The organism is Nanhaiella sioensis (assembly GCF_046557775.1).
GTDB classification, from domain to species: domain Bacteria; phylum Bacillota; class Bacilli; order Bacillales; family SM2101; genus Nanhaiella; species Nanhaiella sioensis.
Window position 1 is genome coordinate 4,050,789 of record NZ_JBKAEG010000001.1, and the last position, 15,642, is coordinate 4,066,430.

Here is a 15,642-nt window from a genome sequence, read left to right on the forward strand (position 1 = left end):
CCTATTTGATTATTTTATATCAGAAGTAAACTAAAGAATCATCTTCATCATACTCTTCCATATTATTTAGTTTTCTTTCCAAAAGCGAGGCAATATAGTTTCCATATGCAACTGAGCTATATCGGTCTTTTCTTTTGCTATTAGGCTCTTTTAACTTTACTTGACCGTTATCATTAAATTCTGCCTCTAAATTGATCATTTCATTAATTAACAACGTAATTTGAGCATATGCAGATATAAATTTAGCTTTTGTTTCTTCAGGTAGACTTTCATAACCTTTAAATTTTTTAAGATATTCTTTACCTTCAATTTCATTTATAGGAATACGTATTCTTCCTCGTCTAAAACCATCTCTTAAAAGAACAGCAATTTCACTATTCAATTGTGCATTACCCTTAATGCTATAAATTAATTTTCCTGCATCACTATAAGTGCAGCGTTCTGCCATTTTGTCATCATTTGCACAAGATAGGGGATCGTATTCTTTACTTCTTTCTTTATCAAAGAGTGGTTGGCAAAGCTGATCATAGACACCAAGTCCCACATTTTGAGTATCTAAGACGATATAGTCACAATCATAATCATCAAACAACTGTCTAATTCTAATGGCCTGGGTTACCGTATGACCTCCGACTATACTTTCCATATAGACAATGTGTCTTTCGTATCCTTTTGTAGTTGGAATAAGCCTAAAAATTGTATACACACTAGCATCATTTTCTTTACCAGCCATCCCCGCAATATCACATGATACTAGTCGGATTTCACCAGCTTTCTTATTTTCATATTTAAATGAGTTTGCTTTAATAAGATCGTAGTATTCTCTGGGAAAAAGAGGGGAAGCGATTTTCCTGTTTTTCTCTAAATCTTCAAACTTGAAAAATGCTTTTTCTGATTCGCCAAACCACAGGGCTTCCATCTCCATTGACCATCCAACAGGATCAAAATCTTCTTCTGACATCTCATCTTTAACTTGTTCTTCGTCTAATAAGCCTTCTTTAATAGCTAATTGATAGGGAAGTCCACAAACAAAATACTTTGACCCCTTCATCATTGAATTATAGTAAGTTAAGAATCTTTTATATGACCAGTGAACTTTATACCAACAAGAAGATAGATATATTTCTTTGTTACGTTCTTTAAGGTGTGCATATTCATCTTTCTCTAGGTATTTAGGAGATCTTGGGGCTGTTAAAAACTTTCTCAATACTTTACTAATAATCTCAAAATCAACCATACGAAATTCGTCCACTATTAGTAGATTAGCTCTTTTACTACGGGCACCATCATTAGATGCAACAATTTTTATCCAACTGCCATTGTGAAATTCAACACGAGCATCATTAGTAGAGGTTTTTAAATCGGATATTTCTCGAAAAAGGTTAGATGATTCCTTTCTCATGTCATCAATCTTCTCAATGACTTCACGACTCTGACCTTTAGTACCTGATGCTATCACTATTTTTGTTCCAGGGTATAATATAGCTCTAACACAACAAAAAACAGCAGTAAGCCATGTTTTACCTTGTCCACGACTGGCTAAATACATGAAATAATGATTATGCATCATCATGTAAATTAATATACATTGGAATATCTTGAGGTTTATGAAAAGGTACTCTGTTACGAATCTATGAGGGTTCGCTCTATAGTAAGAAGCCCAAACACCAATACCTTCCATCAATCTTTCGGATTTTGACTTTTTATTGAAGTTTCTGTTCGTTTTAAATATGTTAGTGCCTTTATACGCCTTGTTTCTATCGACTTGGAAATTACTATATGAGCTCATTCATATCGTCCTCGTCATTAACAGGTTCTTCAATTGTAAATTTGTTTATTTCATCCCAATATTCATCTTTATATTTGTTGTTAAGACCTAACATTCTTGACAAATGTCCTAAGAAAAAGACTCTAACATATTTACTGATTTTATCTACATCTTTCCACTTGGAGTCAGGCTCAGGAACAGGTCTTTCATTCTCATATTTTTTTAGAAGCGTTCCGAACGATTCTTGTTCAGCTGCATTCGCTCCAGTTTCTTGCACTGGCTTTAAATTACTTGATCCTAATAAATCTTGTAGTGTTTTAAGTTGTTGATCAACTTTCTCACCACTTTCACGTCTGTTCATAATGTCTAGTTTAGTCATGCAAATTTCTTGAATTAAAGTTTCCATTCCTTTGGAATCACATTCATATCTGTTAGTCCAATCTTCATACTCTTGTTGAAGCCAAACCAAATCTTCAATTTTGTAACCTTTTCCCCAAAAGACTTTTAAATATTTTGTTTCATCTGGAGTAAGTTGTTTTATTTCTTCATCAACATCGACATCTGTTGATTGATGATTAGGTAATGATTTACTGTGATTATGCCCATCAAAATCACTATCATCCCAAGTTTTTTCTCTGTTATGCTTCAGTCCTAAATTCTTCATGTATAAACCGAAAATTGATTTATTAGATTTTTCAGCTTCTTCAATTGAACTCTCGTATAATTCCATTAGAAAGGGTTTATCTATCATCCTAAGCATCTTTTTCAAAGATTCGATGTTCTTTCCATCAACGTAATCAAGTATGCATTGTTTACAAACATGGAGCTTTCCTGTGTTTTTATGGAAAGGGGAGTATGATGAGTAAAATTGAACAGGATTCCTTGGAATACCACAAGCAGAACAAGTAATTGTTTGTTTTCCATTAGTCACAGTAAACACCACCTTAAAAATAAAAATAGATTCTTATTTATGCCTACCACAATCCTTTCGAAAGTGATTAGCACAATAAGAATCTATTTAAAACTAGTGATAACAGCTGTATTTTAATTTAGAATTAGATATTTTTATATCTATTGTCTAAAACTTCATCGAGATATGATTCTTCCAACGCCAAGAGACCGTATGTCTTATTTAATCCTCTGATTTTACTAATTATATATTCAAAATATTGTCTGTTTTCATTCTTAGAATTAAAAAAGTGATTTAATTCCAATATTTCTTCGTCATTCAGATCCATTATTTGTTTTATTTTAGCTGCAAAGCATTGCTGCAAGTATATTAACACTACGGATTTTAAAAAACAGTATTCATAAGACGAAGGGCTAAATGAAAGATTTAGTGGTATGTATAAAGGCATCCTCTTACTAATCTTAAGATCGGGTTTTGTATTTTCAATGTTATCAAATAAATCTTTAATTAATGTACAAACTGTTTTCTGGTCAAAGTTCTTAACTAGTATTTTAACTAAAAACCCAATTATACTATAATGTCCCAATTCAATAGCTTTTACCATTGAAAGAAAAATGTTGTTTAAAACTTTCCATTCTAGTTCTTTAGAGTTTTTCCCTTGTTTTTTGTTAAATTTGTTTATTTTAATTTTCATGTTGTTTATTTTTATATGTTCTTCGATCGGGATTTCTTTTTGTAGGTATTTAAGTAAAGTATTCGTCACATCTGTAACCGTCTTTAAATTGTTTGATTCTATAGAGTCAAGTAAAAGTGCGGTAGTAAGTGATAAGAAATCATTTTCACTAAAGAATTTACTGTTGTCATACTCCTGAATTATGAGATTATCTAAAATTTTAACTATTCTAGTGTCATTTTGCTGAGATAAAGATGTAATTAATTGGAATATGAAAGAAAAATACTCATTAAAAAATTCTTTATATAGATTTTCTATATTTGAAAAAGATGATTTACCTGACAACTCTTTATAAATAAGCCAATCACGACGTAAATCATGATTTATATAAAATCCAAATGGTTTAACTAATGTAGCATAATCTAAAATTAAATTAACTTCTTTATGTCTATTATTTTTAAGAGACACTTCAAGCATCGTGTTCATATATGTTAGAGTAATTATATACAATTTTAAATAAGTTTCGCCAGAATAAGGGACAAGATTACTAAATTTTTCTTCGTCTTTATTTATCTCAGTAATCCCTCTGATTAGAGTTTTATTTATACTATCAAGTGACTCTGTATAATCATTATTGAGTTTGAATTTATCTTTTGAAATCAATATTTGAAAACATATTTCTACTGAAATAATAATTTGTCTAAATTCCTTCTGAACTTTCTTAGCGAATAAATAGTTGTCTTTAATACCATTTTTGTTGAATTGTAAATTGTTGTATTCGTCTAGCTTATCATTTACTAATGATATATTTCTTCCGAATTCGCCAAGAACATTAATACTTCTAAGGATCATATAATAAGTTGTGAAAGAAAAGTAAATCCATGCTAGGGATATAATTGTTGTAATGATGATTCCGAATTTTGACAGTGTTTCGGGTTTTTCAGCAATATCTGTGGAATTAGGAATCAAATAAATTATTAATATGACCATTAATGCACTTGATATTAAAAAACCAACAACATTAACTGTGCTTTTTCTCTTAAGTAAAGAATATGCTATATCTTTTTGTTCACGATGTCCAAAAAAATAAATGGTAAAACTTAAGGGAACAATGATTTTAATAATATTATTTAAAAAATAGACGTATTTCTCCAAAAAAACCCAGATAATACTCACCACCTGAATCCACTAAGGAACTAGTGTTTTATTCTAGATACTCTGCGATGAAATAATCCCTTAATGTATCTTGATCTATTTGATTGTCGCTATATGAATATTCAGAAAGTCCTCGTCTTGCTTCAATCCACGGTTCTTCATCATGTGTCATTTTTTCCAAGTCTTTTCCGGAGTGCAATTTAAAGATTTCCCAAACATCTTCTAATAATAATGTCTCATTGGGAGTAAGTATATAATCTTCTTTGTGAAATTTTTCGTCAATATCATGGTAAGAATGGTGTTTAAATTCATGGTATACACATGGAATGACAGGACCATGAACCCATGCTTCAATTTCATCATCGAATAAAACTCGACCATGTATTGCTAAATGAAAGCCTTGTGCGTAGTATAGGAGCTTTTGAAGCTTAAGGTTTGTTACACTTTCTCGCGAAAAAGGAGTACTTCTGCTTATGAAATACATTGCAACGTCTAAAACCATAGCCATATTATCTCCCCCTTTACTATAATATTCGACAATAAGCTCTTAAAATCCTTTAAGTGATCAATCTATAATATAACCGTATAATAGATATGTTTCAAGATAAAATGCACAGATGTGGAAAATATGTTATATTAATGCCCAAATCTACGATTAATTACACCTCCCAGAAAGGAGGTGATGATAATAAATGATCTTTCCTGTTATTGGAATAAATTTTATATGTAATAAATAGTATCTAAGCTATTTGGCGAGTATTCAAACAACTGAAAACGTTTATTTGCACCAATAAATCCATTGTCATCATGCCAGCCATCCGTCTTATTGGCTGTGGAAAGAGTTCTCTGAGTAATGCCAAATTTGTCTTTTGATTTTTCGCTATGTAGGTGCCCTAAATGAATTTCCTTCACATCTGCATTGGCAATTAATTTTCCATAATCAGTCATGAAATTCTCGATGATTCTATTAGCACCTTTATCACCATGACTCAGACCAATAAATACTTTTTCCCATGTAAATCCGACACGTTGCTTTAAGCTGCCATCAAATTGTACCTGAGGGAATGTGGCTTGTAGAGTTCTGAATAACCCGTATGAGATTGATTCATCGTGATTACCTTTTACATAGATACACTCAACATCATTAGAATTTTTAATTGCCTCGGTTATCAGTGTAGTGTAAAACTGTAATGCTTCATCAAAAGCTTTAACCATGTCAACTTTTTCAATTATAGTGCCATTTGCTGTCTGGCCTTTAAAATTGTCGTTATGTAGTAAGTCTTGACCAATTACAAATAAAATTTTCTCCCATGGATGATTATGTATTTTTGATACTATCTCTTGTAGATGGTGTTGATAGTATTCAAGATTTGATACACCAAAGTGCATATCATACAATGGTATTTCTAATAATTTGGAGTGTGTAGCATTATCAGTACTCTTTTTAATAGTAATTTGCTTAACGTTTTCACTTATTAGCTCAATCAATTTTTCAATATCAAAATCTGCTGTTTTAGGTTTGACAGTGATTTTACTCGAATATAAGGTTTGTGCGCCATCTTGTTTACTGTATACGTTCCATATATTATTTTTGGCATTTACAAGTTCCCAAGTAGCTTTGTCAAAGCCATGAGCTTTAAGGAGATAATTAACATCCTTAGATTGTTCAGCAGTCATTCTAACTAGTTTGTCAGATTTATGAGAACCGTTAGCTAAGATTTCCGTTGTGTCTTTGTAATTAAGTTGTGGCTCATCAATATTATCTTCAGTAGTATCTATATTTTTATTACCTATCTGACTATGATACTCATAAATTCCGTATGCCGTTTTCCGTAAGTGACATGGGGAGCAATCTTCACCAAGTAAATCTTTTATATCCTCCCAGCTAATATCTATTAATCTGTCAATCTTCATTGATATTAATCGTACTTTATATTGAAATTGGGTTTCTCCTTCTTTTCTAGTTAGCAAGAAATAATCTCCTCCTATTCGCCTTCATGCTCTTTAGGCTCTGGAGTAGTTTCTTCTTGTATTGTAATTGATATGAATTTTCCATCGAAACGTTTTAAAAATTCCTTTAAATCATATGTATCAATCGACTCTTTAGAGGTTTCTGTTATTTCCATATCTAAATATGAGTAGTCGCCCTTGAATGCAACCGAATTTGTTATTTTAGCCATATCTAAATTCCCCCTTGTTATTTCAAAATTAAATTTACCATTTCAATTCGTCTGCATGTTGTGCTAACTTTCCTCTAAAATTTACAGTTAAATTACGGATCTTTGCATATGGTTCATTTTTAAAATGCTTCAAGTAGGGGATAAATCCACTCTTTTTTGGATCTTTCAAATCACATTGTCCATCATGTCCGATCATTACAACTTTTACATCATTATGTATTCTCGTTAGAACTTTTTTCAATTCGCCACGAGTAAAGTTTTGTGTCTCATCTAAAATTACAAGTTTATTACCTTTAATATTAGTTCCTCTAGCAAAAGTGTGAGATATAGCTTGAACCCAAGCGTTCCCATTTTTCACGTTGTCGATATTTTCTTCAGTCACTACACTACGTTCAGGATCCTCATTCATTTCTAACAGAGCATCTATAATTGGAACAATGTACTTTGCCTCTTTTTTCTCGACAGTACCAGGAGTAAATCCTAACACTTGTTCTTGTACAGGGCTGAAGATATAAACTAATTCTCTCTGTAGAAATTTTGCTGCCATAACTGCTAGAGTTGTTTTCCCCGTACCGGCCTTTGCATTGACGATTGTTAATTGATTATCAATAATTGAATCGACATACTCTTTTTGTTCATTTGTTAGCTTATCCGAATATCCAAAGAACAAATTGTCTTTAGGGAGTGGCATTAGAAATCCTCCTTAAAAATATATTTATAAACTTAATTTATATTAAAAATTCAATCTTCCTCAATAAAGTACTTATTTACCCTGTATTGTAACACACCTGAGTGGTCAAAATAGGCATATAATTCTTTGTATCTGTCGAGATATTCTTTACTAAAATACATTTCTAGTTCATAGTCTAGTTCTTGGTTGATGCATTGTTTAGTTTTCATGACACATTCACCACTCCTTTTACATAAACTTAATTTATATATACTGTATTTATCTAATATTATATTGAGACATATTTTATTTATCTTGTATTTAAACTAGTTTTCAAAGTGGGGGAGAGATAATAACTTTTTAACTTGTACTTGAGCTTTTTCTTCCTTTAATGATTATTATAAATAAGATACGGAAAACCCTACTGTTAAGCTGTTTATAGCAATTCTAATAAGTTGAAATTCATTCAATCTATTAAAATATCAATGGTTTATGAAGTGTTCAAAGCGTTACATGTTTTTTACGATATTTTCTGACACGCTCTCTAATTTTTTCCCTCTTTATTTCAATGCTACAATCCTCGCAATACTTTGATTGACTATTAACAATTTCAAATCTACTTCCACACCTTACACATTGTTTCATATTTTTTAGATTCCCTCGAAGGTTTGCTAGTAGAATATCTCCATAACAACTCCATAGTGTTGTCTTATAGGGAGACTTTACTTTTGCATATAATTCATGTACCAAAATATTTACTATTTTCTCCTCGTTTTGCTCAATCTTTTTTAACTCTTTTCTTATATGCTTATACACATATAAAAGTCCTTCATTTCTGTTTTTTATCCCGACTTCTCTAATAATAAACTTCTTGTATCGATCTAGTCGTCTGTATTCATCAACTATTTTCTTATTAGTATATTTGACTTCTTCACTCATAAGATTCTTATAATTAAAATCTCCTGCGACTTCCCTGAAATTTACTCTTTTATTTGGAATTATTTTTCTTAGTTTATTTACTGTACTGTTATTGAGAGGTTCAACACTCTTAGTATGTTTATCTTTAGCATCAATGAAGAAGTATGGTACTTTACTAGCAATTGACTTTTTTATAACTTTATTAGCCCACTCTGGTCTTTTAGGCATATAAAGTGACTTGGCGAAATCAATTATGTAATTATTTTCAGCAGTCAGCCATTTGACAACTCTTATATCAGGATTCTTACTATTAAATATTTTGGTTATGTTGTTACTTACTTCACCAATATTGGCTTTAAATGCAAGAAGCAAGCTACTATATACCTTATCTTTTGAAATTAATTCTGCTTTTGCGGATTCCATTTCATAAAATAAAGGTAAAATATCTTTCATGTTTCGCTCAGCCATTCGAATGAGTATATCGTCTTGAACAACTAAAGCTTTATCCCCATCATTATCAAACTGTAAAATTCGAGAAATAGGATCATGTATGCTTGTATAAATTCCTTTAGTAATAAACCATTTATTGATCGTATCACTATGTATATTTTCTCTTATACAATGTTCTTTATATAAGTGTGGACTTCTCAAAATATCTAACTTACCTTTATCGTAGATAGTACAGCACACTTCACCATTTCTTAAGAGTCCTGTTGGTTTTTCTTTGTTCAAAAATAATCTCTCACAAAAGGCATATAAATCGGGCACTATATATGTGTATTTTCCATTAATCCTGAGTTTTGCTGATCTTGCATCTTTAACTAAAGCCTTCTTTTTATCTTTTATTATTTTTTTAGAATGTTCATCATTCAGCATTTCTGGATACATAAGTAATGCTTGTTGGTAATAGTTCTTCTTTTGGTTGGCTTCTGTTGCTCCAAGTACTCTTAACATGACTTCTTTATCAGTTCCTAAGTTACTAATATCATCGATAGTTAATTTCGCTAATTCGTTCAATTCTTGTGAGGTGGCATCAGTAATTGTTTGCAGCATCTGATAATTTAAAGTGGCATTCTCACCAATATCTTCTTCGTTTAGTTTCACTGCTTGACACTTATTTTCTTTAAACCTTTTCTTGTAGTCACTCCAATTATCATAAAATTTTTTCATCTTAAATTGAGAAGCAGTAAAAATTACTTGAATTTGATCTTCAATTATATCCCATTCCTTATTGTAAATATCTTTTACTTTTGTACTATTAAATTCTTTTGCAAACTTGTCAAATGAGAATGGAACTAATAATCCTTTGACATATGGAAGTCTAACCATGAATGATCTTTTACTTTTTTCAGGAAGTATCATCCCACATCCATCAGTATGCTCAATTGGAACACTCATATTTTTGGGAGCTACTTCATATGTATTCCTATCAAAATAATCAAACATTGCATTGACGTTTGTCTCTAAGTCAGGGACAACAATAGCTCTATCTATCTTGAAATCCTTCCATTCTATTGAAGCGGAAGCAGTCAGAGCTTTGTATGCAAGCAGCTTATTAATATTGCAGCCACCTTTTTCATTGATTTCTTCCAAAGATAGTCCACAAGTCAATGATCCTTCATTTACATTCCATAAAGCCTCTTTAATGAAAACAGCTTTTTTGGTTCTAATTTGTCCAGCTGAAGAGGAAAAGTATATGTATTTTTCTCCATTATGCATGAAACCATTATCTATTAAGCTTTGTAAAATCTGATAGTAATAAACTCTAACTACAAACAAGCTATTGGACACTTCATTTACTTTCATTCCAATAGTCCTTGTTAACGCAGAATCAAACATTCCAATAATTTTATTTTCTTTTAAGGAATCATCTCTTAAATTACGAATTTTTCTATTTTTGTCAATTTCATTAGTCAGTTTTTCTTTATACTTACCAATCTTTTTATTTACTTTTCGTTTTGTCTCTAATAACTTTTTATATCTTGTATCTTTTTCTCTTAACTCATTTGAAATATTATATATTTCATTGTGGTGCTTCTTTTCTTCAAGCTTCAAACAATTTCTAATTCTATAGAGCTTTAACATTTTATTGTGTATTTTGTATTCTTCATCACTATAAAAAGCACTAGTGTCTAATGAGTATAAATACACTTGTTTATTTAGATTTTCAACCAAAAACATACCTCCTATTTTTATTATTGAAGTGTTGGCTATTCTGACCTTAGACAATAACTCGAATAATCTACTAATATATATTATATATAATTAATTAATATTAACCAAACAATTGGTCATATAAAAAAATCAGAATAACTTCATTCTGATTCCTTGATTAACTCATATAAATCTTCCAAATTACAGTTTAGGACTTTGTTTATCTTTAATATGTATCCAACAGAAGGGGTAGAAATTGCTACACCATTGTTATCATTTTGACACCAACGACTCAATTGACTTCTATCGCAACCGACTTGATCACATAGCCATGCTTTTTTGATGCCACGTTTGTCTAAAAATTCATCAAATTTACTACGAACCTTAATCTTCACTTTAATCACCTAAAATTAGTATGAATGAAAAAGGAAGAAAACGCAATGATACCACTGTTTGTTGAATGATTAAGTAATATTAGTTGATAAATTATACAATTTATATTGTATAATTTATCAACGATTACATATAATGGAGTCAAGTTATTCTAATATCATTAACAATTTTAAAATATCTTTGTGTATTTTTAACTTTATTCAAAGATATTGAATTGAAGGAGGAATAAAATTGAACGAATATTTTGATCACATTATTTCGAAGATGTCATTTCGAGACATATCTATCTTAGGTATTTTACACGACAATGGAGCAAATGTTGTTTTTAAAGCAATAACCAGAAGGGACTTGAAGGGACTTAGTAACTTATCAGAAGCAAAATTTAGAGAAACGCTTATCAGATTAGAAGCTAATGGGTTTATTAATATTGTCGGAGGAAACAAAGATCATCGCATTTACATTAACGAATATGGTCAACTAGCAATCAATGAATCTTTGAAAGGGGAAATTGTTGAATGATAAGTGTAATTGGAGTTGGTCAGGCCGGAGGTAATATGGCAGATGAGTTTGCGAAGCAAAACATCCCTGCGTTAGCAATCAATTATTCTGAAAGGGATTTAAAATCATTAGAACATGTAAGTAAGAAATTAAAATTAGTTGGATCTGAAGGTGTTGGAAAAGTTAGAGAAAATGCGATTAAACTTATGAATGATAACTGGGAATCTACAATCGAATTCATTAGACAGAGCATTTCTACCCTATCAATAGAAGTTGTATTTGTAATATTCTCTACTGGTGGTGGTTCAGGAAGTGGAGTCAGCCCGTTAATTCTTGAAATGTTAACCAACGAATTACCCGAAAAAGTATTTGTTGCCTGTCCAATTATACCTGATAAGTCAGAAGCAGTAATTAATCAAATAAATACTGTGAATACTACCAAAGAGATTTATACACAAGACTTGTGTATTATCCCTATTGATAATGAACAAGCAAAAGAAAATTTCAAACTCATTTCCAAAAACAGAATATACAACAAGGTTAATACACAGTTCGTTGACTTGTTATCTTCTATAGTATCTTACACTAAAAAATCATCAAAATATGGAGTATTAGATAGAAAAGATCTAAAGCAAATTTTTAGTACAAAAGGAATTTGTATATTATCAAAATCCGACATAGCTGAAATATCTGATACAAACTTAACGTCAGAAGGAGTTACTAATGCTATTCAATATCAATGGAAAAAGAACATATTCTCACCGATTGACTACAATCAAGTTATACGAGCTGGTGTGATTTATGATGGACAAGAAGCACTTATGGACTATTTACCAATAGAGAAAATATATAATGTCTTTAAGAATGGAATACCTGTTGATCTTTTTGAAGGATACTATACAGAACAAGAGAGAAATGGTACAGTATATACAATTTTGGGTGGCTTACCTTGGATTAACGCTCGTCTGAATGAGATAAGTAAATTAATTGAGGAAAAACAATCAGTTATTCACCTACAACAAGACAACTCTAATACTCTACAAAACGACTTCAAAGATTTCACTTCGAAAGTTAGAAAAGAACCCGTCCCTAAGCGTTCAGTTACTGAAATTTTAGCAAAATATAATCGTTAGTTTACTATATTAAACAATAAAAGTTAGTTACCCGAATATTACCCAGGTGTAACCGAATGATTACCCATTTGATTACCGACAATGTTACCCCTAGATGGGTAATTACCCAAGGGATCGGTAACATGTTTTTAGTGTGTTTAAAACATGGGTAACTAACTCCATTTTTTATTATATTTATTAAACCTTTCCTGTAAATCAATACAACAGTTAGTTAATCACCCTATGCTCATAGAGTACATGTAGTACTTTTTCAAGCTTATCTTTTGAAAGCGCTGTCTTATAAATTAGATCGTCACTCAAAGCATCCAATTCTAATTTCCACTTCGGTGTATTATAATCATGAAATCCGAAACCAAGCATATAATAACCTCCGTATCAGTATCCTGTTATTAGGCTTTTCTACCTTTATCAACGAGAGTTTGAATATATTTATCAACGTCTTTCTTTTCTTTAAAAAGTACCATTAAATAATTCATCTCCTAGCAAGGTTTTACAAATATAATTTCCAACTATGAGGAGTGTTAAACATGTCTGATGAGTTTATTGAGATCAATTTAAAAATGAGAAAGTCAACTTATAATAAGTTAGAACAAATTGTTGGTTATCTTAATATGAGGCACAAACTATGGAACGATGAGAATCAATACAGCCCAGCAACTATTGAAGAATTAATACTAGGAGCTACTGTGCAAGAAATAGAAAAAATTGAAACTCTAAATTACGATATAATTTACGAAGGGGATCAAAATTTAGGAGAAAAGAAACTAGTTCTAAAAAACAGGATAAAAGATATTCTGAAGGAGAGAAAGATGAAACAGCTTGATTTATGTGAATTAACAGGTATCGATCGTTCAAATTTAAGCATGATAGTTAACAATAGAAATCAACCATCTGCTGATTATCTGCTCCGAATATGGTTTGCTTTAGGTTGTATTCCATTAGAGGACTTATTTTATCGAGAAGAAAAGTAAAAATAATACCTTTTGAGTTCAAAAATCACAAACTTTATAAAAATTTGTCATAGTACAATCCATCAATCAAATACATTTTGAATAGGCATATTTTATAAAACACAACAGGAGGTAATCAGAATGTTAACTATTCTTATTGTTATTCAGACAGTTTGTGTCACATCTTCTACAATACACACTGTCAAAAGGTTAAAACCTAAGCAAATAAAGCTTAAGAATAAAAGCAACAAGTATTATAAAGTAGGTGACATCAAATGACTCCCACACTATCTGGTATTGCTATATTAGTACTAAAATTAGCCACAGCAGGTTCCGTATCAACAGGTGTAATTTTAGGGGTTAAATGGTTTAATACCTTTGATTTAAAAATCCACAACAAGAAAAGGGGGCGATCTAGAGGTGGATCAAGTGATAAAATTGAATCTTTGCGTGAAAAGGCCAGAGCAAGGGGTTAATTATATTCCATACAGTAAAGCAGATACTTGCTCCACTTTTTTAATAAAAAATATACAAAAGGAGGTGGTGAAGTTAAACAAACGAAAGAAAAAAATATACAAACAAATATGTCAAACAACAATAGCGACATCAGGATTTCTTTTCATGCTCGTAAGGCCAGTGCTAGCAGCAACGGGAAATCCGACAACCATCATGCCATCCGACATAGCAAAAGTAGGAATGTACCTTATAGGGATATGCACAGCAGCATCAGTTGTCTTAGCAATTCTTCTTACACAACTAGCAGGGGGATACAGGATGCTAAGAAAAGGAAAAGAAGCAACAGAGTGGACAACAGACATTTTAAAAGGACTGACTCAAGTTCTTCTAGCACCCGTTCTAATAATAACAATCACATTGGTAATGATACTATTATTCGGAAACTTCGAGTGGTTCGTAAAACCGTTTTAAACTTAATTAAGCAAATAGCGATACCATTTGGAGTTGCTTCGATGAGCTTTCTTTCTTTGACTATAAATAGTGTAAAAGCAGAGACTTTTTGGGAGAGAGGGAAAGTTGAAAATAGTAGTAAACTTCTTAATAATTCATGGGGAGATTTTTTATCCCAGTGGAAGGAAATAGGTGACTTCCTCTCTAAAGCTATTAAATGGGTTAATGAACTACCAGAAAACATATCCACATACTCTATTAATATCCTCGCAAAAACATATGAGCTATTGACAACGTTTGTACTACAAACTCCACTATTTTTATTTAACAATTCTTATGTGAAAAATGCTACTTTTGAGTTCTCAGTGATTGCTATAGTGTTAGTAATTATATTGACGATGCTTGAAGGAATTAAAAGAATGGTAAAAAAGAAACACATGGACTTAAAGCAGATTAGTAAGCGCTTTTCAATTTCTCTAATAGCAGCAGGTTCAGCGCCATTCCTGTTTGAACAATCATTCGCCTTAATTAACCTGATTACTAAAACTATTAGTAAAGTTGGTAGTCATCAAATTTCTGATTTCAGAATGTTTCAAAGTGTCCTTGATGGATTAAAAGCTGAGGATATTTTTATTCTAATAGCTTTTGATGTAGTTGTTCTAGCACTATTAATTCCAGTGTTATTACAGAATGGCAGACGATGGTGGGATATACTTACACTGCTCCTTGTATCCCCACTTTCACTTACAGCATGGGTATTTAATGATTACAAAGAACATTTCAACAGATGGTGGTATAACCTTAAGAAACTATCTCAAGTACAACTCATTTATGCATTCTACATTTGTGTCATGACTGTATTTATTCTAGGAGCTTCATTTATCACAAGTGGTGGAGGATTATTGATGAAGCTACTAATTATCACAGGAGGTTTATGGAGAATGTTAAATCCTCCACATTTTGTGAAAGCAAGAGTGAATGACGGCCAAGATATAGAAGACATGGGTACAGATATGATTAAAACGATTAAGGGAGTAGCTGATACTATTACTTTAAAAAATCTACGATCCGCAAAGTTTATAAGAAATAAATCAGCGACTAGAAAGCAAAGCATAAAGCAATTAAGAGTGAAACATGGTCAAAGGTATGTTAAAGGTTTGAAATAATAATAAGGAGTGTGCAACATGAAAAATTATCAAGGAAATGAGTTCAAGGTAATAATAAATAAAATGATTAAAGCTCATATTTCTGGAAGTAAAATTTGGTTAAGTAAAGAGGGGAGAAAAATACTATTGGGTGCAGAAAAGGAGATGGCAAAATGACTGGGTTAGAAG

Annotated in this window: 18 protein-coding genes; 7 read left to right on the forward strand and 11 right to left on the reverse strand. The window is 31.3% G+C overall.

Features of this window, described 5'->3' with window-relative positions; all coding sequences use genetic code 11:
* Positions 1-19 precede the first annotated feature (19 nt).
* The 10 genes from V1503_RS18915 to V1503_RS18960 form a co-directional block, all read right to left on the reverse strand.
* Positions 20-1,789 carry a terminase large subunit domain-containing protein gene (locus tag V1503_RS18915; protein ID WP_410628698.1) on the reverse strand — a complete coding sequence of 590 codons (1,770 nt, stop codon included), beginning with the start codon at positions 1,787-1,789 and terminating at the stop codon, positions 20-22.
* The gene (locus V1503_RS18920) at positions 1,776-2,699 is read right to left on the reverse strand and encodes a YonG family phage-derived protein (protein ID WP_410628699.1); all 924 of its coding nucleotides are present in this window, start codon (positions 2,697-2,699) and stop codon (positions 1,776-1,778) included. Before V1503_RS18920 ends, V1503_RS18915 begins: the two co-directional genes overlap by 14 nt.
* A 124-nt stretch (positions 2,700-2,823) precedes the next feature.
* Positions 2,824-4,527 (reverse strand): hypothetical protein, encoded by a 1,704-nt coding sequence (locus V1503_RS18925; protein WP_410628700.1) that lies wholly within the window; start codon positions 4,525-4,527, stop codon positions 2,824-2,826.
* Between the two features lie 28 nt (positions 4,528-4,555).
* Positions 4,556-5,014 (reverse strand): Panacea domain-containing protein, encoded by a 459-nt coding sequence (locus V1503_RS18930; protein ID WP_410628701.1) that lies wholly within the window; start codon positions 5,012-5,014, stop codon positions 4,556-4,558.
* 212 nt (positions 5,015-5,226) lie between these two features.
* Positions 5,227-6,477: a hypothetical protein gene (locus tag V1503_RS18935; RefSeq protein ID WP_410628702.1), complete on the reverse strand. Its 1,251-nt coding sequence runs from the start codon at positions 6,475-6,477 to the stop codon at positions 5,227-5,229.
* Between the two features lie 14 nt (positions 6,478-6,491).
* A complete protein-coding gene (locus tag V1503_RS18940; RefSeq protein ID WP_410628703.1) occupies positions 6,492-6,686 on the reverse strand; it encodes a YonK family protein in 195 nt (64 codons plus the stop codon).
* A 34-nt stretch (positions 6,687-6,720) separates the two neighbouring features.
* Positions 6,721-7,377, reverse strand: a complete 657-nt coding sequence (locus tag V1503_RS18945; RefSeq protein ID WP_410628704.1) for a PhoH family protein — start codon at positions 7,375-7,377, stop codon at positions 6,721-6,723.
* Between the two features lie 50 nt (positions 7,378-7,427).
* Positions 7,428-7,586, reverse strand: coding sequence for a hypothetical protein (locus tag V1503_RS18950; RefSeq protein ID WP_410628705.1), 159 nt, complete (start codon positions 7,584-7,586; stop codon positions 7,428-7,430).
* A 271-nt stretch (positions 7,587-7,857) separates the two neighbouring features.
* The gene (locus tag V1503_RS18955) at positions 7,858-10,449 is read right to left on the reverse strand and encodes a hypothetical protein (protein ID WP_410628706.1); all 2,592 of its coding nucleotides are present in this window, start codon (positions 10,447-10,449) and stop codon (positions 7,858-7,860) included.
* A 140-nt stretch (positions 10,450-10,589) separates the two neighbouring features.
* On the reverse strand, positions 10,590-10,823 hold the full coding sequence (locus tag V1503_RS18960) for a helix-turn-helix domain-containing protein (protein ID WP_410628707.1): 234 nt from the start codon (positions 10,821-10,823) through the stop codon (positions 10,590-10,592).
* Positions 10,824-11,052: 229 nt separating this feature from the next.
* On the opposite strand from V1503_RS18960, the gene V1503_RS18965 reads away from it, so the two are divergent.
* On the forward strand, positions 11,053-11,340 hold the full coding sequence (locus V1503_RS18965) for a hypothetical protein (protein WP_410628708.1): 288 nt from the start codon (positions 11,053-11,055) through the stop codon (positions 11,338-11,340).
* Positions 11,337-12,452 carry an FtsZ/tubulin family protein gene (locus tag V1503_RS18970; RefSeq protein ID WP_410628709.1) on the forward strand — a complete coding sequence of 372 codons (1,116 nt, stop codon included), beginning with the start codon at positions 11,337-11,339 and terminating at the stop codon, positions 12,450-12,452. Before V1503_RS18965 ends, V1503_RS18970 begins: the two co-directional genes overlap by 4 nt.
* Positions 12,453-12,659: 207 nt before the next feature.
* On the opposite strand, the gene V1503_RS18975 is transcribed toward V1503_RS18970, so the two are convergent.
* Complete coding sequence (locus tag V1503_RS18975) at positions 12,660-12,812, reverse strand: hypothetical protein (RefSeq protein ID WP_410628710.1); 153 nt, start codon at positions 12,810-12,812, stop codon at positions 12,660-12,662.
* Positions 12,813-12,979: 167 nt separating this feature from the next.
* On the opposite strand from V1503_RS18975, the gene V1503_RS18980 reads away from it, so the two are divergent.
* The 5 genes from V1503_RS18980 to V1503_RS19000 all read left to right on the forward strand — a co-directional run bounded on the left by V1503_RS18980 (position 12,980) and on the right by V1503_RS19000 (position 15,630).
* Positions 12,980-13,423 (forward strand): helix-turn-helix transcriptional regulator, encoded by a 444-nt coding sequence (locus tag V1503_RS18980; RefSeq protein WP_410628711.1) that lies wholly within the window; start codon positions 12,980-12,982, stop codon positions 13,421-13,423.
* Between the two features lie 120 nt (positions 13,424-13,543).
* Positions 13,544-13,681 carry a hypothetical protein gene (locus tag V1503_RS18985; RefSeq protein WP_410628712.1) on the forward strand — a complete coding sequence of 46 codons (138 nt, stop codon included), beginning with the start codon at positions 13,544-13,546 and terminating at the stop codon, positions 13,679-13,681.
* A gap of 141 nt (positions 13,682-13,822) precedes the next feature.
* Entirely contained in the window at positions 13,823-14,329 is a 507-nt protein-coding gene (locus tag V1503_RS18990) for a hypothetical protein (protein ID WP_410628713.1), read from the forward strand.
* Between the two features lie 41 nt (positions 14,330-14,370).
* A complete protein-coding gene (locus tag V1503_RS18995; RefSeq protein ID WP_410628714.1) occupies positions 14,371-15,474 on the forward strand; it encodes a hypothetical protein in 1,104 nt (367 codons plus the stop codon).
* Between the two features lie 18 nt (positions 15,475-15,492).
* Positions 15,493-15,630: a hypothetical protein gene (locus V1503_RS19000; protein ID WP_410628715.1), complete on the forward strand. Its 138-nt coding sequence runs from the start codon at positions 15,493-15,495 to the stop codon at positions 15,628-15,630.
* Positions 15,631-15,642 lie beyond the last annotated feature (12 nt).